An 18,581-nucleotide genomic window follows, 5' to 3' on the forward strand; every position below is an offset into this window, starting at 1 on the left:
CACCGGTCACGGCAGCGCGCGGTCCAGCGGCAGGTCCGGGAGCACCCCGTCCAGGATCGGGAGCCTGCGCCGCTGCCCGCGCTCGGGCGGGGGCTCCGTGGCCTCGGTGCGGGGCGCGGCCGGGACCTGCCGGGTGGCGGCCGGAGGGGTGCTCCCCCGCACGATCCTCCCCGTGGCCCGGCGGGGCGGCGGCATCGGCGCGGGCAGCGCCAGGACGGTGCCGTTCGTCAGCACGCCGGCGGCGTTCGCGAACGGCGGCACCGAGGGCACGGCGACGGGGTGCACGACGGGTGACGGCGCGCTCGGCAGTCCGGGCAGGTCCGGGATCGGGTAGACGAACTCCACCCACACCAGGCCGGGATAGCCCGGCACGCCGAGGGGCAGGGCGGGGAAGCCGAGAGCGCCGGCCACCCCGCCGACATCGGCGAAGCTGAGCACGGCGGAGGCGCGGGAGAGACCGGACAGGCCGGTGGCCTGCGCGAGCAGGTCCGGGGCCGGCAGTGACGCGCGGGTGCCGGACCGGCCGGTCGCCCGCGGCCGCGCGGCCGGGGCCGGAGGGTGTCCGGCCACCGGGGCGTCCGGGGCCCACCGCCCCACCACCGGGGGCCGGGAGGGCCGGCAGGAGGTGTCCCGGCCCCCGGAGCCCGGCGCGCCCGCCGCGTCGCCCCGCCGCGGGCAGGGCTCCGCGGCCGCCGCCGGGGGCGTCGCGGTCCCCGCCGCGCAGGCCGCGGCGAGCAGCACCGCCAGGAGCCCCCGAGCGCTCCGTGAGCCGTTCGACACGCCCGCCCCCTGCGCTTCCCCGACACCCCTGATGGTCCGATTGACTGTCGAACGTAACAGGGGGGGACTTTGCGGGGGCGGGCTTGACCCAATGCTGGGAAATCCCTTACCCGATCACGGGACCCGGGGCCGCGAGGCCGCGCGGGCCCGGGTCACCGGGTCACGGGGCCGCCCTGTCGGCCGTGCCGACCGTCAGGGAGTCGTGCTCCTGGTCGAGGTCCACGAGCACCTCGTCGCCGTCCTGGATCTCACCGGAGAGCACCTTGCGGGCCAGCGGGTCGCCGATGGCCGACTGGACCAGCCGGCGCAGCGGGCGGGCGCCGTACAGGGGGTCGTAGCCGGTCAGGGCCAGCCAGTCGCGGGCGGCGGGGCAGACGGTGAGGGTGAGCCTCCGGTCGGCCAGCCGCCGGGCGAGGTGCGCCACCTGCAGATCGACGATCTTGGACAGCTCCTCGCTGCCGAGCGCGTCGAACAGGATCACGTCGTCGAGCCGGTTCAGGAACTCCGGCTTGAACGCGCTTCTGACCGTGTTCATCACGGCCTCGCGCTTGGCGCCGTTCTCCATCGTCGGGTCCACCAGGAACTGCGAGCCGAGGTTGGAGGTGAGGATCAGGATCGTGTTGCGGAAGTCGACCGTGCGGCCCTGCCCGTCGGTGAGCCGGCCGTCGTCCAGGACCTGGAGCAGGATGTCGAAGACCTCCGGGTGGGCCTTCTCCACCTCGTCCAGCAGCACCACGGTGTACGGCCGGCGCCGCACGGCCTCGGTGAGCTGGCCGCCCTCCTCGTAGCCGACGTAGCCGGGCGGGGCGCCGACCAGCCGGGCCACGCTGTGCTTCTCGGAGTACTCGCTCATGTCGATGCGGACCATGGCCCGCTCGTCGTCGAACAGGAACTCCGCCAGGGCCTTGGCCAGCTCGGTCTTGCCGACGCCGGTGGGGCCGAGGAACAGGAAGCCGCCGGTCGGCCGGTCGGGGTCGGCGATGCCCGCCCGGGCCCGCCGGACGGCGTCGGAGACGGCCCGCACGGCGTCGCGCTGGCCGATCAGCCGGGCGCCGATCTCCTCCTCCATGCGCAGCAGCTTGGCGGTCTCGCCCTCCAGCAGGCGGCCGGCCGGGATGCCCGTCCAGGACGAGATGACCTCGGCGATGTCGTCGGGGCCGACCTCCTCCTTGACCATGGCGTCCTGCGGCTCCGCCACCGTGCTGGCCTCGGCCAGCTCGGCCTCCAGCCGGGGCACCTCGCCGTACATCAGCCGGGAGGCGGTCTCGAAGTCGCCGTCGCGCTGGGCCCGCTCGGCCGCGCTGCGGGCCTCGTCGAGCTGCTTCTTCAGGTCGCCGACCCGGTTGAGCCCGGCCTTCTCCCGCTCCCAACGGGCCACCAGGGCGTTCAGCTCCTCCTTGCGGTCGGCCAGCTCGGCGCGGAGCCGCTCCAGCCGCTGCCGGCTGCTCTCGTCGGTCTCCTTGGCGAGCGCCAGCTCCTCCATCATCATCCGGTCGACGTTCCGCTGGAGCTGGTCGATCTCCACGGGACGGGAGTCGATCTCCATGCGGAGCCGGGAGGCCGCCTCGTCGATGAGGTCGATCGCCTTGTCGGGCAGGAACCGGGAGGTGATGTAGCGGTCGGAGAGCGCGGCGGCGGCGACCAGCGCGCCGTCGGAGATCTGGACCTGGTGGTGCGCCTCGTAGCGGCCCTTGAGGCCGCGCAGGATCGCGATGGTGTCCTCGACGGAGGGCTCGCCCACGTAGACCTGCTGGAAGCGGCGCTCCAGCGCTGGGTCCTTCTCGATGCGCTCGCGGTACTCGTCGAGCGTGGTCGCGCCGATCATCCGCAGCTCGCCGCGGGCCAGCATGGGTTTGAGCATGTTGCCCGCGTCCATGGCGCCCTCGGCCGCGCCCGCGCCGACCATGGTGTGCAGCTCGTCGATGAAGGTGACGACCTGCCCCTCGCTCTCCTTGATCTCGTTGAGCACGGCCTTGAGGCGCTCCTCGAACTCGCCGCGGAACTTGGCGCCGGCGACCATCGCGCTCAGGTCGAGGGCGATCAGGCGCTTGTCCTTCAGGCTGGAGGGCACGTCGCCGGCGACGATCCGCTGGGCCAGACCCTCCACGACCGCGGTCTTGCCCACGCCGGGCTCGCCGATGAGCACGGGGTTGTTCTTGGTGCGGCGGCTGAGCACCTGCACCACCCGGCGGATCTCCGTGTCGCGGCCGATCACCGGGTCGAGCTTGCCGGCGCGGGCCCGCTCGGTCAGGTCCACGCCGTACTTCTGCAGCGCCTGGTAGGTGTCCTCGGGGGTCTCGCTGGTGACCTTGGCGCGCCCGCGCACCTTCTCGAAGGCCTCCAGCAGCGCGTCCGGGCCGGCCCCGCGCGACCTCAGCAGCTCGGCGACCGGGCCGCCGTCGGCGGCCAGCCCGACCATCAGGTGCTCGGTCGAGACGTACTCGTCCTCCAGACGGCGGGCCCGCTCGGCCGCGGTGTGCAGCACGGCGAGCAGCTGCCGGGAGCTGGTGGGGGCGCTGACCGTCGAGCCCTGCGCCTTCGGCAGGGCCGCCAGCTGCGTCTCCGCCTCGGTGCGCAGCTGCTTGGCGTCGGCGCCGACGGCCTCCAGCAGGGGTACGGCGGTGCCGCCGGTCTGGGCGAGCAGGGCCGCGAACAGGTGGACCGGGGCGACCTCCGGGTTGCCCTCGGCGGCGGCGCGCCGGATGGCGGAGGAGACCGCCTCCTGGCTCTTCTGCGTCAGCTTGTAGTCCATGGGACAGTCCCCCCGGTCGTGGTGGCTGCGGGTGTCAGGCGGGTGGTAGCTGGTACTGGATCAGGGCGCGGATCGTCGCGACCTCCGCGCGCAGGCGGTGGTTCTCCTCGCGCAGGCGCATGACTTCGTTCTCCAACTCCAGGATCCGCTTGATGCCCGCGAGGTTGATGCCCTCCTCCTGGGAGAGCCGCTGGACCTCGCGGAGCATCAGGATGTCGCGGGTGGAGTAGAGCCGCCCGCGGCCCGCCGTACGGCCCGGCCTGACCAGGCCGAGGCGGTCGTACTGCCGAAGGGTCTGCGGGTGCAGCCCCGACAGCTGGGCGGCCACCGAGATCACGTAGACAGGGGTGTCATCCGACAGATCGAAGTAGTTGGCGTCCATGGCTACTCGCTTCTGGCCTGTTGGATCAGCTCGGCGCGCGGGTCACCGCCGGAGGTGGCGTCGCGGAACTCCTCCAGGACGGAGCGTGCCTTGTCGTCGAGCTTCTGCGGCACCAGGACCTCGACCGTGACGAGCAGGTCGCCCTTGGTGCCGTCCTTGCGGGTGACCCCGCGGCCGCGGACCCGGAAGGTGCGGCCGTTCGGGGTGCCCGGCGGGATGCGCAGGGTGACCGGCATGCCCTTGAGGGTCGGCACCTTGATCTCCGCGCCGAGGGCCGCCTCGGTGAAGGTGACCGGCACGGTGACCGTCAGGTTCTCGCCGGAGCGCCCGAAGACCGGGTGCGGCTTGACGTGGACCTGGACGTACAGGTCGCCGGCCGGACCGCCGTTCTCGCCGGGCGCGCCCTTCGCCTTGAGCTTGATGCGCTGGCCGTCGCCGACCCCGGCCGGGATACGGGCCTGGATGGTGCGGGTGCTCCTGCCCCGTCCGCTCCCGTCGCAGACCGGGCACGGGTCGTCGACCAGCAGGCCGCGGCCCTTGCAGTCGCGGCACGGCTCGGAGAAGGCGAAGTTGCCCAGGTTCCGGCTGGCCGCGCCGGTGCCCTCGCAGGTCGGGCAGACCCGCGGGGTGGTCCCGGCCTTGGCGCCGGTGCCGGCGCAGGCGCCGCAGGAGGAGGAGCTGGTGAGCCGGAGCGAGACGGTGGTGCCCTCCGCCGCCTCGGTGAAGGAGAGCGTCACCTCCGACTCGACGTCCTGGCCGCGCCGGGCCCGCCTGGTGGTGCCGCCGGGGCGGGTGGCGCCGCCCCGGCCGCCGAACAGGCCGCCGAAGAGGTCGCCGATGCGGTCCCCGGCGCCCTGCTGGGCGGTGCCGCCGAACAGGTCCCCCAGGTCGAAGGGGAACCCGCCCCCGCGGGCACCCCCTCCGGCACCCGCGTAACCGCCGAGTCCCGATCCGAACAGCGCGCGCGCCTCGTCGTACTCCTTGCGGCGCTTGGCGTCGGACAGGACGTCGTAGGCCTCGGAGACCTCCTTGAACTTCGCCTCGGTCTCGGAACTGCCCTGGTTGGCGTCCGGGTGGTACTGCCTGGCCAGCTTCCGGTACGCCTTCTTGATCTCTTCGGCGGTGGCGGACTTGGGCACACCAAGGACGGCGTAGTAGTCCTTCTCCAGGTAGTCCTTGGTGCTCATCTGTCTTCCTTCTCCAAGAGGGGGTGGATCAGTCGTCGTTCGACTCGGGCTCACCGGGCTCGGCGACCGCGACCCGCGCGGGGCGGAGGACGCGCTCGCCGATCCGGTAGCCGGGCTGCAGGATCTCCACGCAGGTCGGCTCGGTGACGTCGGCCGAGTAGCTGTGCATCAGCGCCTCGTGCACCTCCGGGTCGAACAGGTCGCCCTTGGAGCCGAAGGGGCTGAGTCCCAGCTTGCCGAGGACCGACTCCAGCGCCTCGGCCACCTTGGCGAAGCCCCCGGTGAGCTCTCCGTGGTCACGGGCCCGGCCGATGTCGTCCAGGACCGGGAGCAGCTCGGTCAGCGCGCCGGCCACGGCCTGCTCCTTGATCAGCATGCGGTCCCGCTCGACCCGCTTGCGGTAGTTGGAGTACTCCGCCTGCAGGCGCTGCAGGTCCGCCGTGCGCTCGGCGAGCTGGGTGGCCAGCTCGACGGCGGCCGGGTCGGCCGCGGAGCCGGGCTTGCCGGTCTCCGGAGCCCCGGCGGCCTGGCCGGCCCGCTCCTGCTCCGCCTCGCCGTTCGCGCGGGGCTGCCCGGTCTCCGGGTCGATCTTCCGGTTGTCGCGGATCACGGGCTCCTCCCCGGAACCGTTCTCACGCGTGTTCACGGTCGTGCTCCCCTCGGCTCGCCTGCCGTCACTTCGCGTCGTTCTCGCGCTTCGGCTCGTCGTCCACGATCTCCGCCTCGACCACGTCCTCGTCGGCCCGCTGGTCGCCGGCCGCGTCCTCGGCACCGGCGCCGGGCTGGGCCCCGGCTCCCTGCGCCTGGGCGTAGATCGCCGAACCCATCTTCTGGCTGACGGCGGCGAGCTTCTCCGCGGCGGTGCGGATGGCGGCCGTGTCGGTGCCCTCCAGCGCCTTCTTCACCTCGGCGACGGCGTCGGTGACCTCGGTCTTGACGTCGTCCGGCACCTTGTCGGCGTTGTCGCTGAGGAACTTCTCCGTCTGGTAGACGAGCGAGTCGGCGTTGTTGCGCGTCTCGGCCTCCTCGCGGCGGCGCTTGTCCTCCTCCGCGTAGGACTCGGCCTCGCGCATCATGCGCTCGATGTCCTCCTTCGGCAGCGCGGAGCCGCCGGTGATGGTCATCGTCTGCTCCTTGCCGGTGCCGAGGTCCTTGGCGGAGACGTTGACGATGCCGTTGGCGTCGATGTCGAAGGTGACCTCGATCTGCGGGATGCCGCGCGGCGCCGGGGCGATGCCGGTCAGCTCGAAGGTGGCCAGCTTCTTGTTGTAGGCCGCGATCTCGCGCTCGCCCTGGTAGACCTGGATCTGCACCGACGGCTGGTTGTCCTCGGCCGTGGTGAAGACCTCCGAGCGCTTGGTCGGGATCGTGGTGTTGCGCTCGATGATCTTGGTGAAGATGCCGCCCTTGGTCTCGATGCCCAGCGAGAGCGGGGTCACGTCGAGCAGCAGGACGTCCTTGACCTCGCCCTTGAGCACGCCGGCCTGCAGGGCGGCGCCGATGGCGACGACCTCGTCCGGGTTCACGCCCTTGTTGGGCTCCTTGCCGCCGGTCAGCTCCTTGACCAGCTCGGTGACGGCGGGCATGCGGGTCGAGCCGCCGACGAGCACGACGTGCGCGATGTCGGAGACCTTGATGCCGGCGTCCTTGATGACCTGGTGGAACGGGCCCTTGCAGCGCTCGAGCAGGTCGGCGGTGAGCCGCTGGAACTCGGCGCGGGTGAGCTTCTCGTCCAGGTGGAGCGGGCCCTCGGCGGAGGCCGTGATGTAGGGCAGGTTGATGCTCGTCTCGGACTGGCTGGACAGCTCGATCTTGGCCTTCTCCGCCGCCTCGCGCAGCCGCTGGAGAGCCATCTTGTCCTTGGACAGGTCGACGCCGTGGGCGTTCTTGAACCGGTTGACCAGCTCGTCGACGACGCGCTGGTCCCAGTCGTCACCGCCGAGGTGGTTGTCGCCGCTGGTGGCCTTGACCTCGACGAAGCCGTGGCCGTCCTCCTGGCCGACGTCGAGCAGGGACACGTCGAAGGTGCCGCCGCCGAGGTCGAAGACCAGGATCGTCTGGTCCTGGTCCTTGTCGAGGCCGTAGGCGAGGGCCGCGGCCGTCGGCTCGTTGATGATGCGCAGGACGTTGAGACCCGCGATCTGGCCGGCCTCCTTGGTGGCCTGGCGCTGGGCGTCGTTGAAGTAGGCCGGGACGGTGATCACGGCGTCGGTGATCTTCTCGCCCAGGTATGCCTCGGCGTCCTGCTTGAGCTTCTGCAGGACGAAGGCGCTGATCTGCTGGGGGGAGAACTTCTTGCCGTCGATCTCCTTGGACCAGTTGGTGCCAATCTCGCGCTTGACCGAGCGGATCGTCCGGTCCACGTTGGTGACGGCCTGCCGCTTGGCGACCTCACCGACCAGGACCTCGCCGTTCTTCGCGAACGCGACCACGGACGGCGTGGTCCGCGAGCCCTGCGCGTTGGCGATGACGGTGGGCTCACCGCCCTCGAGGATCGAGACGACGGAGTTGGTCGTCCCCAGGTCGATACCTACCGCACGTGCCATGAGTACGTCCTTGTAGTCAAAGTTGAGTCGGTCTGACTCATAGTCGGGTATCGCAGGATGTTTGTCAAACGACTTGAGTCTATGGGGCTCAACCTAAAGGAGCGCGAAGACATTCCCCCTATCAGGGGAACGACGGAGGTTTCCGTGCGGGGCGTGGGGCGCCGGGTGTGTGATTCCCCTGCGGGCGCGGGGCGTGGGGTCGCGTCCCCGGGCCCCGGGGTGCGCGCCCCGGGGCCCGGAGCGCGCATCCCGGCGGGATCCGCCGGGGGCCGGGAGCGCTCGGTGCGGACCGGCGAGGGCCGCTCAGCGGGCGCCGTCGACGATCTTGCGTCCGCCGAGGGGCTTCTTGAGCTTGACCGTGGTCGACTTCTGGATGGCGATCTCGATGCAGGCGACGTTCTGCACCGTGCTGCTGGGCCCCTCCCAGAGGGTGACGGTCACCCGCCCGGAGGTCTCCTTCACGGTCACCCGGTCGAGCACGTTGCAGGGCTCGACCCCCGACCACCAGACGATCCGGAGGGTCCGGTCGTTCTGGTGGCGCTTGGCGGTCAGCCACCGCACCTTGCGGGGATCGACGGTGTCGCCGGTGGCCTTGACCGGCTTGGGGCCCCGGGTGGGTTCGTCCCTGGGGGCGACGGTGCTCGCCACCGGCAGGGAGGGGGCGGTGGCGGTCTCCGGGGGCACCGGCGACCCGGTGGACCCGGTGGCGGGGGAGCCGGCCGCGGTGGATCCGGCGCCGGTCCCGGTCTCGGTTCCGCAGCCCGCGGCCAGGAGCAGGGTTCCCGTCAGCAGCGGGATCGTGAGCCTACGCATACCCCTATGACGGACCCGGCCGGCGGGCGGTTCAGGATCCTTACCCCGAGTCTTGACAGCGTTCCGCGCCGGACGCAGCATGAGCAGGACTCATGTTTCCTCGTGGCGCGCCGGCCGGCGGACCGGGTGCCCCACTGCACGCGCCCCGGCCGGTCCCGGCACCGGCCGCTCCCCTTCCTTCCGCCGACACGCCACCCGCACGTCCCCGACAGGCCCACTCCCGCAGATCCACCCCGTCAGGTTCCACCCCCCAGGAGACTGCATGCGGTCCGCGCGCTCCAGAACCCGGTCCCTGTCCCTGCTGCTCGCCGCGGCCCTGGCCGCACCGCTCCTGCCGGCGCCGCCGGCGACGGCGCACGCCGGGGGCGATCCCGCCCCCTACCTGGTCGGCCGGGGCCTCTCCGACGTCACCGGAGAGATCGCCGAGGTCGGCATGATGGGTTACTCCAGCTTCGAGCAGAAGGCCACCGGCCTGCACCAGCGCCAGCGTTCGAGGGCCTTCGTCATCGTCGACAGGGCCACCGGCAGGCGCGTCGTCTACGTCAGCGCCGACCTCGCCATGATCTTCGACGCGGTCCGGCAGAAGGTGATCGAGAGGCTGCGGCAGCGGTACGGCTCGCTGTACGGCGAGCAGAACGTGCTGCTGTCGGCGACGCACACGCACGCGGGCCCGGGCGGCCACTCCCACCACCTGGCCTACAACCTCGCCAGCCTCGGCTTCCAGAAGGACACCTTCGGCGCGATCGTCGACGGGATCGTGGAGTCGGTCGCCGAGGCCCACGACGACCTGAAGCCGGGCACCGTCTCCCTCGGCCGGGGCGAGCTCGCCGACGCCAGCGTGAACCGGTCCCGCACGGCCTTCGAGCGGAACCCGGCGCGGGACAGGGCGGCCTTCCCCGGCGCGATCGACCCGGCGATGACCGTCCTGCGCTTCAAGCAGGGCGGCGCCGACGTGGGCGCGATCAGCTGGTTCGCCACCCACAACACGTCCCTGACGAACGCCAACACCCTCGTCAGCGGGGACAACAAGGGGTACGCGGCCTACCGCTGGGAGCACGACCACGAGGGCGTGCGCTACCTGGACGACGCGCCGGGCTTCGTCGCGGCCTTCCCCAACACCAACGCCGGCGACATGTCGCCCAACCTGAACCTGCGGCCGGGCTCGGGCCCCACCGAGGACGAGTTCGCCAACACCCGGATCATCGGCGAGCGCCAGTTCGCCCGGGCCAAGGAGATCTACGACCGCGCGGCGACCCCGGTCACCGGCGGCGTCGACGCGCGGATGCGCTTCGTCGACATGGAGGACGTCGCCGTCGACGGGAAGTACACCCCGGACGGGAAGCCGGGCCGCACCTGCACCGCCATGGTCGGCGCGTCCACGATCGCGGGCAGCACCGAGGACGGCCCGGCCATCCCCGGCTTCCGGGAGGGCATGACGGGACCGATCGGCGCCCTGCTGGCCTCGCTCGACGTCCAGCCGTCGGCGTCGCTGCTCGCCTGCCAGGCGCCCAAGGCCAACCTGGTGCCGACCGGCCTGATCACCGACCCGGTGCCCGTGACACCGAGGATCCTGCCGCTGCAGATCATGAGGATCGGGCAGCTGTACCTGGTGGCCGGGCCCGCGGAGTTCACGATCGTCTCCGGGCTGCGCATCCGGCGCACGGTCGCCGAGGAGCTGGGCGTGCCGCTGGAGAACGTGCTGCTGCAGGGCTACGCCAACGCCTACAGCCAGTACGTGACCACACCGGAGGAGTACCGGCTCCAGCAGTACGAGGGCGGCTCGACGCTGTACGGTCCCAACACCCTGCCCGCCTACCAGCAGGAGTTCGCCAAGCTCGCCGCGGCCCTGCGGGACGGCGCCCCGGTCGAGGCGGGCCAGGCCCCGCCCGACCTGTCGGGGCGGCAGTTCACCCTCCAGACGGGCGTGGTGCTCGACAGCGCGCCGCCGTCCACCTCGTTCGGGCAGGTGCTGGTCCAGCCCGCCGCCTCCTACCGGCGCGGCGAGCGGGTGGAGGCCGAGTTCGTCACCGGGCACCCGAAGAACGACCTGCACCGCAACGGGACCTTCCTGGAGGTGCAGCGCCTGGTGGACGGCCGGTGGGAGCGCCATCTGGACGACGGCGACTGGGCGACGAGGTTCCGCTGGACCCGCCTGAACGCCCTCACCGGCACCTCCAAGGCCACCGTCACCTGGGACGTCGCCCCGGACACCCCGGTCGGCACCTACCGCGTGGTCCACTTCGGGGACCGGCGGAACCTGTTCGGCGGGGTCACCCCGTTCACCGGCGTCTCCAGGGCCTTCACCGTCTCCTGACCGCCCGGCCGCCGTCCGCGGGCCGTACGGCCGGCACGCCGTACGGCCCGCGCGCCCGGCCGCCGCTCCCCGGACCGCCCGGCCGTCCCCCCGCGGACGGCCGGGCTCGCCGTGCCGCCGCGCCGGCGCACCCCGTAGGCTGGTCGTTCCCGATCCCTAGGCGAAGAACTAAGGTGCGCTGGCATGATCGCGATTCTCGGTACCGGAAAGATGGGCGAGGCGCTGCTGTCCGGACTGCTCCGGGCCGGGACCAGGCCGGACGACGTGATCGCGACCGCCCGGCGCGCCGAGCGGGCCGAGACGCTGCGGGAGCGGTACGGCGTGCGGGTGCTGTCCAACACCGAGGCCGCCAAGGACGCCGACACCCTCATCCTCGCCGTCAAGCCGCAGGACATGGGGGCGCTGCTGGCGGAGATCGCCCCCTGCGTCCCGGCCGGCACCCTGGTGATCTCGGCGGCGGCGGGCATCACGACCGCGTTCGTGGAGGCCCGGCTCGGCGGGGAGGTCCCGGTGGTCCGGGTGATGTCCAACACGCCGGTGCTGGTGGACGAGGCGATGAGCGTGATCTCCGCGGGCACGCACGCGGCAGAGGAGCACCTGCGGCGCACCGAGGACCTGCTGCGGCCGGTCGGCAAGGTGCTGCGCATCCCCGAGTCCCAGCAGGACGCCGCCACCGCGCTGTCCGGCAGCGGTCCCGCCTACTTCTTCTACCTGGTCGAGGCGATGGTCGACGCCGGCATCCTGCTCGGCATGCCGCGCGCCGCCGCGCTCGACATGGTCACCCAGTCGATCGTCGGCGCCGCCATCATGCTCCGCGACTCGGGCGAGCACCCCGTCATCCTCCGCGAGGCGGTCACCTCGCCCGGCGGCACCACGATCGCGGCCATCGCCGAGCTGGAGCGCCACAGCGTCCGCGCGGCCTTCCTGGCCGCCATCGAGGCGGCCCGGGACCGCGGCCGCCAGCTCGCCTCCGGCTGACGCGCCGCGGGATGCCCGTACGGAAACGGGCCCGCGCCGATCCGGCGGGGGCCCGTTTCCGTCCGCGCTCCCGGGCGCGGGGCCGCGGACGGCGCCCGGGCCGTCAGGCGTCCCGGCGCCGCAGCAGCACCGCGGCGGCGACCAGGGTGACCGCGATCCAGGCGCAGTAGACCCCGAAGCCGGCCCAGGGGCCGAGCTGCCCGTCCACGGCCTCGACGCGGACGATCTGGTCGCCGGCGTTGGTGGTGAAGTACTTGCGCACCGTCGCGCCCCACTCGCCGGGCAGCATGCCGGTCATCTGCGGCAGGACGAAGATCAGCGCGGTCATCGCGACGATCGCGCCGGGCGTGTGCCGGATCAGCGCGCCGAGCGCCAGCCCGAAGATCCCGCTCGCCGTGATGAGCAGCCCGGCGCCGACGACCGCGCGCAGCACGCCGGGGTCGCCGAGCGCGGCGCCCTTGTCCCCCAGTACGGCCTGCCCGGCGAAGAACGCGGCGAACGACGCGGCCAGCGCGACGGCGAAGGCCGTCACGGCGAAGACCGCGACCTTGGCGGTCAGCATCCGCAGGCGCCCGGGGACCGCGAGCAGCGTGGTGCGGATCATGCCGGTGCGGTACTCGCCGCTGATGACCAGGACCCCGAGCGAGGCCACCGCCAGCGAGGCGAACGAGGAGCCGGAGAGGCTGATCATGGTGGCGTCGGTGAGCCCGGCCTCGTCGCCCAGGTCCCTGGAGACGAAGGCGAGCAGCAGTCCGAAGCCGACCATCAGCGCCACGGCCGCCAGCAGGGTCCACACGGTGGACCGCACCGAGCGGAGCTTGGTCCATTCCGATCGCAGCACGCCCGTCATGCCCGCACTCCCGTGTACTCGGCGCTGTCCTGGGTCAGTTCCATGTACGCCGCCTCCAGGGACGGCGCGACCGGCGTCAGCTCGTGCAGCGCGAGCCCGGCCCCCGCCGCGGCCTCGCCGACCGCCGCGGCGCTCATGCCCGTCACCCGCAGGTGGTCGCCGTGGGGCGTCACCTCCACCCGCGTCCCCGCGCCGTTCACGGTCCCGGCCCCGCCGAGCACCCGCGCGAGCTCCGGCAGGCGCGGCCCGCCGACCCGGACGTACGCCTGGGAGCTGCGGCCGATGAACTCGTCCACGCTGGTGTCGGCGATGAGCCTGCCCCTGCCGATGACGACCAGGTGGTCGGCGGTCTGGGCCATCTCGCTCATCAGGTGGCTGGAGACGAACACCGCGCGGCCCTCGGCGGCCAGGTCCCGCATCAGCGTGCGGATCCACAGGATGCCCTCGGGGTCGAGCCCGTTCACCGGCTCGTCGAAGAGCAGGACCTCCGGATCGCCGAGGAGGGCGGCGGCGATGCCCAGCCGCTGCGACATGCCCAGCGAGAAGCCGCCGACGCGGCGGCGCGCCACCGCGGTCAGGCCGGTGAGGGCGAGCACCTCCGCCACCCGCGAGGCCGGGATCCCGTTGCTCTGCGCCAGGCAGAGCAGGTGGTCGCGGGCGCTGCGCCCGCCGTGGACCGCCTTGGCGTCCAGCAGCGCGCCGACCTTGCGCAGCGGGTGCCTGAGCGCGCCGTACGGCGTGCCGTCGATGAGGGCAGTGCCCTCGCTCGGCCGGTCCAGGCCGAGGATCATGCGCATGGTGGTCGACTTGCCCGCGCCGTTGGGGCCGAGGAAGCCGGTCACCTGGCCGGGCCGCACCTCGAAGGAGAGCCCGTCCACGGCGACGGTCGAGCCGTACCGCTTCGTGAGTGACTTGACGTCGATCATGCTTCCAGCCTCCCGCCCGGCGGGCCGCGGGACATCGTGCCGCGGGACGGTTCGGGGGCTGGGAGCGCGGTACGGCCGGTGCCGCCGGGTAGGACCCTGGTCCTACCCCCCGGGTGCGACGAGCCCCGCCTCGTAGGCGGCGATCACCGCCTGCGCGCGGTCGCGCGCGCCGATCTTCGCGAACAGGCTGGTGACGTGGTTCTTCACGGTGGACGGCGAGACCGCCAGCCGTTCGGCGATCTCGCCGTTGGAGTGCCCGCGCGCGATGAGCACGAGCACCTCCCGCTCGCGGTCGGTGAGCGGGGCGAGCGCGCCGGGCGCGGGCGCGGGCCGGGGCCGGTCGGCGCGGACGAACGCGCCGATCAGCCGGGTGAGCAGCCGGGGCGCCACGGCCGCCTCCCCCCGGTGCACGGTCCGCACCCCCTCCACCAGTTCCTCGGGCGCGATGTCCTTGGGCAGGAAGCCCGAGGCCCCGGCGCGGAGCATCGCCACCACGTACTCGTCCAGGTCGAACGTGCTCAGACCCAGCACGCGCGTCCCCGGCAGGGCCTCGCTGATCTCCCGGGTGGCCGCGACGCCGTCCGTGCCGGGCATGTGCACGTCCATCAGCACCACCTCGGGGCGCAGATCGCGGCTGAGCCGTACGGCCTCCGCGCCGTCGGCGGCCTCGCCGACGACGGACATGTCGGGCTGGGCGTCGATGATCATGCGGAACCCGGTGCGCACCAGGGCGTGGTCGTCGGCCAGCAGTACCTTGATCAACGGTTCTCCTTCACCGGTGCCGGATCCGCCGGTGCCGGATCCCGGACCTGCGGGACCGGGATCCGGGCGCGGACCCGGAAGCCGCCCTCGGGACGCGGGCCGGTCTGCAGCTGCCCTCCGCACAGCGCCACCCGCTCGGCCATGCCGCCCAGCCCGAAGCCGCCGCCGTCCTGCTGCACCCCGTCCTTCCCGCCGAGCCCGTCGTCGAGGACCTCCACCTCGACGGAGCCGGGCAGGTAGGCGAGCCGGACGCTGACGCGGGCGCCGTGCGCGTGCTTGCGGGTGTTGGTGAGGGACTCCTGCACGACCCGGTAGACGGCGTGGTCCACCGCCGAGGGCAGCGGGACGGCCCGGCCGGTCACCTCCAGCTCGGCCGGGAGCCCCGCCAGGCGCGCCTGCGCGACCAGCGCCGGGAGGGCGGCCGCCGTGGCCCCGGAGTGGTCCTCCGGCTCGCCGTCGTCCTCCACCCGGAGCACGTGCAGCAGCTGCCGCATCTCCGCCATCGCCTCGCGGCCCATGCGCTCGGCGGTGACGAGCGCCTCCTGGGCCCGCTCGGGGTCGCTCGCCATGGTCGTGCGGCCGGCGCCGACGAGCACGTTGATGGTGGTGATGTGGTGGGCCACGACGTCGTGCAGCTCGCGGGCGATGCGGCGGCGTTCGGCGCGCACCGCGTCGTCGGCCGCCTGCTGCTGCCTGCGTTCGCGCAGCTCGCCGCGGAGCCGGAAGAACTGGCCCATTCCGGTGAAGACGAGGGGGAGGGCGATCGGGACGGCGGAGTAGGGCAGCGGCTCCAGGAACAGCTGGTAGAGCGGTCCGGACACCAGCACCGCGACGGCGGAGACGCTCCAGGCGGTCTTGCCCGCCGCGTAGCGCCCCACGCTGTACAGGCCGATCGTGCAGGGCAGGGTCAGGGGCTCGCCCAGGCCGAGCAGGGCGCACAGCGTGCCGAGGACCAGGGTGGCGAGGGCGACCGCGACCGGGCGGCGGCGCCGCAGGAGCAGGAGGACGGCCCCGGCCGTGGCGATCGCGACGGCGGTGACCCGGTGGGAGGGGCCGGTGGGGGACCCGTAGAACTCGGGGGGCAGGGTCAGGGCCGCCACCGTCTCGGACGCGAGCACCAGGACGGCCAGCAGGCCGTCGAAGATCCGGGAACGTCCCAGGGTCCGCCAGACCTTCCGCACACCCCGCCAACGCATGGCACGACAGTACGGCATGCCCGGCGGGCCGGACATCTTTGGACATGTCGCCCGGGGTTCCGTATCCGGGCGCGTCGTTCCCCCGGGGGGGTACGCGCGCCCCCGGGGGAACGACGCGACGGCGGCCGTGCTGTAACGTCGCCCACATCGCCGATGTCGCCGACAGCGCCCGTAGGGACGAGCCGAGGAGAGTGCGGATGAGCCGGTCGGTGCGGGTCGTGTGGGAGGACGCGCTCACCGCCTACGACTTCGGGCCGGGGCATCCGATGGCGCCGGTCCGGGTGGAGCTGACCATGGCGCTGGCCCGGGAGCTGGGCGTGCTCGACGCGGTGGAGCTGGCCGGCTGCGCGCCCGCCACGGACGACGAGCTGGCCATGGTCCACCGGCGTGACTACATCGCGGCGGTCAGGCGGGTCTCGGAGACCGGCCGGCCGGACCGTGCCGCGGGGCTGGGCACCGACGACAACCCCGCCTTCGCCGGGGTGCACGAGGCGTCGGCGCTCATCGCCGGGGCCACGCTGGCGGCGGCCCGCGCGGTGTGGACGGGCGAGGCCGAGCACGCGGCGAACGTCGCCGGCGGGCTCCACCACGCGATGGCGGGCACCGCGAGCGGCTTCTGCGTCTACAACGACCCGGCCGTGGCCATCGCCTGGCTGCTGGCGCAGGGGGCCTCCAAAGTGGCCTACGTGGACGTGGACGTGCACCACGGGGACGGGGTCCAGGCGATGTTCTACGACGACCCCCGGGTGCTGACCGTCAGCCTCCACGAGAGCCCGCGCACCCTCTTCCCCGGCACCGGGTTCCCCGGCGAGCACGGGGCCGAGGGCACCGCGGTCAACGTGGCGCTCCCGGCCGGCTGCGGGGACGGCGGCTGGCTGCGCGCCTTCCACGCGGTGGTGCCGCCCCTGCTGCGGGAGTTCGCCCCCGACGTCCTCGTCACCCAGCACGGCTGCGACAGCCACGCGCTGGACCCGCTGGCCCACCTGATGCTCAGCCTGGACGGGCAGCGCGCCGCCTACGCCGCGCTGCACGAGCTGGCCCACGAGACCGCGGGCGGCCGGTGGGTGGTGACCGGCGGCGGCGGGTACGAGCTGGTGCAGGTGGTGCCCCGGGCGTGGACCCACCTGCTGGCCGAGGTCTCCGGCCGCCCGCTGGACCCGTCCACCGCCACCCCGCAGGGGTGGCGGCAGCTGGTGCGCGAGCGGACCGGCGAGACGCCGCCGCTGTCGATGACCGACGGCCGGAAGCCGGATTTCACTGACCTGTCCGCCGGTTACGACCCGGCGGACCCGGTCGACCGGGCGATCCTGGCGACCAGGAACGCCGTGTTCCCCTTCCACGGACTGGACCCGATCCCGTGACCGCAGAATCCGAGCCGGACCACCCGCGCCGCACCGCCCCCGCGGACGTCTCCCGGGCCGCCCCCGGCGCCTCCCGGAGCGCTCCGCACGGCGCCCCGCAGGGAGCCCCCATGTCCCGCGGCGAGCTCGCCGAGCACCTGGTCCGCACCAGGATCGCCGGTGACGTGGCCACCAGCCGGCAGAACAACCTCGACCACTACCGGTCGCTGGCCAACCGGGACCCGTACCACCTGTTCGGGCTGACCCTGGGCGGTGACTGGTCCTACCGCGACGTGCTGGAGCTGATGTCCAAGTCCGCCGGGGTCGTGGCGGACCCCGGGCACCGCGAGGGCCAGGACACCATCGACCCGGAGCGCACGATCGACGCCGTCGAGGCGATGGCCGACGTGATCGCCGGGGTGCTGGGGGCCGGCGGCGCGCGGATCCTGGTGGCGACCGGGCATCCCACGGGGCTGCTCACGATCCACCTGGCGCTGGCGCGCCTGGCGCGCGCGTACGGGGCGACGCTGCTGACCCCCGCGGAGGACTGGTCCTACGTCGGCGCCGGCTTCGGGCGCAGGCGCAAGATCCGCTACCTCGACGACGTCGCCATGCTCGACGACCGCGGGGCCTTCGTGCACACCCACGACCCGGCCCCGATGCGGGCCATGCTCGCCGAGCTGGGGGAGGACCGGCCGGACCTGGTCGTCGCCGACCACGGCTGGGCGGGGGCGGCCGGCGAGGCGGGCGTCCTCACCGTGGGCTTCGCCGACAGCAACGACCCCGCGCTCTTCGTGGGCGAGGCGGAGGGCAAGATCGCGGTCACCGTGCCGCTCGACGACAACGTGTTGCCCCGCCATTACGCTCCGCTGACGCGGCATCTGGTCGAGAGGGTCGCCAGCGCCCTCTGAGACGCCCGTGGCGTGGATGCGGCCGTCCCTATACGGGCTTTTCGCGCCTGCATTCCGTGCGGCTCGTCGACCCTTTGCCAACTTTTTGGGGTTTGTGGGCGACTCTTATGAGAGACGGCTGGCCCGTTCCAAGATCGAGGCGAGGGGGGCGGACCGGCCGCTGGCCAGCGAGTTTCCTTGTTTCGCTGACATTGGACTACCGGCACTGAGAAACTAGGGGGTTTGCGTGTCCGGAGTCCCGGCTTACGCTGACGGCAGTAGACGTGCGTGAGCGATGGCACCAGTGGGGATAACCCGGAAACACGTGCGGAAGAGGCGTCCGATGGGTGCAGGCGAAAGACCTCTCAGCGAGGTGAAGTTCCTGACCGTGGCCGAGGTGGCCACGGTCATGAGGGTGTCCAAGATGACCGTGTATCGACTCGTGCATTCGGGTGAGCTGCCGGCCATCCGGGTCGGCCGGTCCTTCAGAGTGCCGGAGCAGGCGGTGCACGACTATCTCCGGGATGCGTACATCGAGGCGGGTTGAAGCGACCACGGGCCCGTTCCCGGCGGATGAGGCCGGCGGCGGGCGGGCCCGCGCCTCGCCGAGGTAGCGGCGCGCGGGGCGCGCCGTGAGTTCCCGTGCCCGGGACCCCAGGGCCTGCGGGCGATCCACCGTGGATCGCCGGTAGTCTGTTGACCCGGTGTGCGTCCGCACGCCGGTTTGCAATCTCGGCTACCAGCTACCTGGGGGTCCCGTGGGCTCTGTGATCAAGAAGCGCCGTAAGCGCATGGCGAAGAAGAAGCACCGCAAGCTTCTGAAGAAGACCCGTATCCAGCGGCGTAACAAGAAGTAGCAACGCGG

Annotated in this window: 17 protein-coding genes; 6 read left to right on the plus strand and 11 right to left on the minus strand. The window is 72.9% G+C overall.

Going from position 1 to position 18,581, the window contains the following annotated elements; translation table 11 throughout:
* Positions 1–6: 6 nt before the first annotated feature.
* The 7 genes from ABD823_RS08530 to ABD823_RS08560 form a co-directional block, all read right to left on the minus strand.
* Positions 7–780 carry a hypothetical protein gene (locus ABD823_RS08530; protein ID WP_344857579.1) on the minus strand — a complete coding sequence of 258 codons (774 nt, stop codon included), beginning with the start codon at positions 778–780 and terminating at the stop codon, positions 7–9.
* A 160-nt stretch (positions 781–940) separates the two neighbouring features.
* The gene (gene clpB / locus ABD823_RS08535) at positions 941–3,532 is read right to left on the minus strand and encodes an ATP-dependent chaperone ClpB (protein ID WP_344857581.1); all 2,592 of its coding nucleotides are present in this window, start codon (positions 3,530–3,532) and stop codon (positions 941–943) included.
* A gap of 34 nt (positions 3,533–3,566) precedes the next feature.
* Positions 3,567–3,914, minus strand: a complete 348-nt coding sequence (locus tag ABD823_RS08540; RefSeq protein ID WP_425566582.1) for a heat shock protein transcriptional repressor HspR — start codon at positions 3,912–3,914, stop codon at positions 3,567–3,569.
* A 2-nt stretch (positions 3,915–3,916) separates the two neighbouring features.
* Positions 3,917–5,101: a molecular chaperone DnaJ gene (gene dnaJ / locus ABD823_RS08545; protein ID WP_344857583.1), complete on the minus strand. Its 1,185-nt coding sequence runs from the start codon at positions 5,099–5,101 to the stop codon at positions 3,917–3,919.
* Positions 5,102–5,129: 28 nt separating this feature from the next.
* Positions 5,130–5,747 carry a nucleotide exchange factor GrpE gene (grpE, locus tag ABD823_RS08550; protein WP_344857585.1) on the minus strand — a complete coding sequence of 206 codons (618 nt, stop codon included), beginning with the start codon at positions 5,745–5,747 and terminating at the stop codon, positions 5,130–5,132.
* Positions 5,748–5,775: 28 nt separating this feature from the next.
* Positions 5,776–7,647: a molecular chaperone DnaK gene (dnaK, locus tag ABD823_RS08555; RefSeq protein ID WP_344857587.1), complete on the minus strand. Its 1,872-nt coding sequence runs from the start codon at positions 7,645–7,647 to the stop codon at positions 5,776–5,778.
* A gap of 303 nt (positions 7,648–7,950) precedes the next feature.
* Entirely contained in the window at positions 7,951–8,460 is a 510-nt protein-coding gene (locus ABD823_RS08560; protein WP_344857589.1) for a hypothetical protein, read from the minus strand.
* Between the two features lie 262 nt (positions 8,461–8,722).
* Here ABD823_RS08560 and ABD823_RS08565 point away from each other — a divergent pair, with 262 nt between their 5' ends.
* Both ABD823_RS08565 and proC read left to right on the plus strand, forming a co-directional pair.
* A complete protein-coding gene (locus ABD823_RS08565) occupies positions 8,723–10,774 on the plus strand; it encodes a neutral/alkaline ceramidase (RefSeq protein WP_344857591.1) in 2,052 nt (683 codons plus the stop codon).
* Between the two features lie 183 nt (positions 10,775–10,957).
* Positions 10,958–11,752, plus strand: a complete 795-nt coding sequence (proC, locus tag ABD823_RS08570; protein WP_344857593.1) for a pyrroline-5-carboxylate reductase — start codon at positions 10,958–10,960, stop codon at positions 11,750–11,752.
* Between the two features lie 103 nt (positions 11,753–11,855).
* Here the strand turns inward: proC and ABD823_RS08575 are convergent, their stop codons facing one another.
* The 4 genes from ABD823_RS08575 to ABD823_RS08590 all read right to left on the minus strand — a co-directional run bounded on the left by ABD823_RS08575 (position 11,856) and on the right by ABD823_RS08590 (position 15,486).
* On the minus strand, positions 11,856–12,593 hold the full coding sequence (locus tag ABD823_RS08575) for an ABC transporter permease (protein ID WP_344857595.1): 738 nt from the start codon (positions 12,591–12,593) through the stop codon (positions 11,856–11,858).
* A 5-nt stretch (positions 12,594–12,598) separates the two neighbouring features.
* Positions 12,599–13,528 carry an ABC transporter ATP-binding protein gene (locus tag ABD823_RS08580; protein ID WP_344857597.1) on the minus strand — a complete coding sequence of 310 codons (930 nt, stop codon included), beginning with the start codon at positions 13,526–13,528 and terminating at the stop codon, positions 12,599–12,601.
* A gap of 102 nt (positions 13,529–13,630) precedes the next feature.
* Positions 13,631–14,290, minus strand: a complete 660-nt coding sequence (locus ABD823_RS08585) for a response regulator transcription factor (protein WP_344857599.1) — start codon at positions 14,288–14,290, stop codon at positions 13,631–13,633.
* A complete protein-coding gene (locus tag ABD823_RS08590; protein WP_344857601.1) occupies positions 14,287–15,486 on the minus strand; it encodes a sensor histidine kinase in 1,200 nt (399 codons plus the stop codon). The genes ABD823_RS08585 and ABD823_RS08590 overlap by 4 nt, the downstream gene beginning before the upstream one ends.
* A gap of 197 nt (positions 15,487–15,683) precedes the next feature.
* Here ABD823_RS08590 and ABD823_RS08595 point away from each other — a divergent pair, with 197 nt between their 5' ends.
* The 4 genes from ABD823_RS08595 to ABD823_RS08610 all read left to right on the plus strand — a co-directional run bounded on the left by ABD823_RS08595 (position 15,684) and on the right by ABD823_RS08610 (position 18,573).
* Complete coding sequence (locus ABD823_RS08595) at positions 15,684–16,847, plus strand: acetoin utilization protein AcuC (protein WP_344857603.1); 1,164 nt, start codon at positions 15,684–15,686, stop codon at positions 16,845–16,847.
* A gap of 110 nt (positions 16,848–16,957) precedes the next feature.
* Complete coding sequence (locus ABD823_RS08600) at positions 16,958–17,737, plus strand: phosphatase (protein WP_344857822.1); 780 nt, start codon at positions 16,958–16,960, stop codon at positions 17,735–17,737.
* Positions 17,738–18,059: 322 nt separating this feature from the next.
* Positions 18,060–18,263 (plus strand): helix-turn-helix domain-containing protein, encoded by a 204-nt coding sequence (locus tag ABD823_RS08605; protein WP_012887307.1) that lies wholly within the window; start codon positions 18,060–18,062, stop codon positions 18,261–18,263.
* A 211-nt stretch (positions 18,264–18,474) separates the two neighbouring features.
* Positions 18,475–18,573 carry a 30S ribosomal protein bS22 gene (locus tag ABD823_RS08610; protein ID WP_018654693.1) on the plus strand — a complete coding sequence of 33 codons (99 nt, stop codon included), beginning with the start codon at positions 18,475–18,477 and terminating at the stop codon, positions 18,571–18,573.
* Positions 18,574–18,581: the final 8 nt, after the last annotated feature.

Origin of the sequence: Planomonospora alba (assembly GCF_039534085.1) — a bacterium.
GTDB classification, from domain to species: Bacteria; Actinomycetota; Actinomycetes; order Streptosporangiales; family Streptosporangiaceae; genus Planomonospora_B; species Planomonospora_B alba.

Coding starts and splice junctions, on each gene's coding strand:
- ABD823_RS08595 (WP_344857603.1), top strand. CDS start 15,684: ATGAGCCGGTCGGTGCGGGTCGTGTGGGAGGACGCGCTCACCGCCTAC.
- dnaJ (WP_344857583.1), bottom strand. CDS start 5,101: ATGAGCACCAAGGACTACCTGGAGAAGGACTACTACGCCGTCCTTGGT.
- proC (WP_344857593.1), top strand. CDS start 10,958: ATGATCGCGATTCTCGGTACCGGAAAGATGGGCGAGGCGCTGCTGTCC.
- ABD823_RS08560 (WP_344857589.1), bottom strand. CDS start 8,460: ATGCGTAGGCTCACGATCCCGCTGCTGACGGGAACCCTGCTCCTGGCC.
- ABD823_RS08590 (WP_344857601.1), bottom strand. CDS start 15,486: ATGCGTTGGCGGGGTGTGCGGAAGGTCTGGCGGACCCTGGGACGTTCC.
- ABD823_RS08580 (WP_344857597.1), bottom strand. CDS start 13,528: ATGATCGACGTCAAGTCACTCACGAAGCGGTACGGCTCGACCGTCGCC.
- ABD823_RS08600 (WP_344857822.1), top strand. CDS start 16,958: ATGTCCCGCGGCGAGCTCGCCGAGCACCTGGTCCGCACCAGGATCGCC.
- ABD823_RS08605 (WP_012887307.1), top strand. CDS start 18,060: ATGGGTGCAGGCGAAAGACCTCTCAGCGAGGTGAAGTTCCTGACCGTG.
- ABD823_RS08565 (WP_344857591.1), top strand. CDS start 8,723: ATGCGGTCCGCGCGCTCCAGAACCCGGTCCCTGTCCCTGCTGCTCGCC.
- ABD823_RS08540 (WP_425566582.1), bottom strand. CDS start 3,914: ATGGACGCCAACTACTTCGATCTGTCGGATGACACCCCTGTCTACGTG.
- dnaK (WP_344857587.1), bottom strand. CDS start 7,647: ATGGCACGTGCGGTAGGTATCGACCTGGGGACGACCAACTCCGTCGTC.
- clpB (WP_344857581.1), bottom strand. CDS start 3,532: ATGGACTACAAGCTGACGCAGAAGAGCCAGGAGGCGGTCTCCTCCGCC.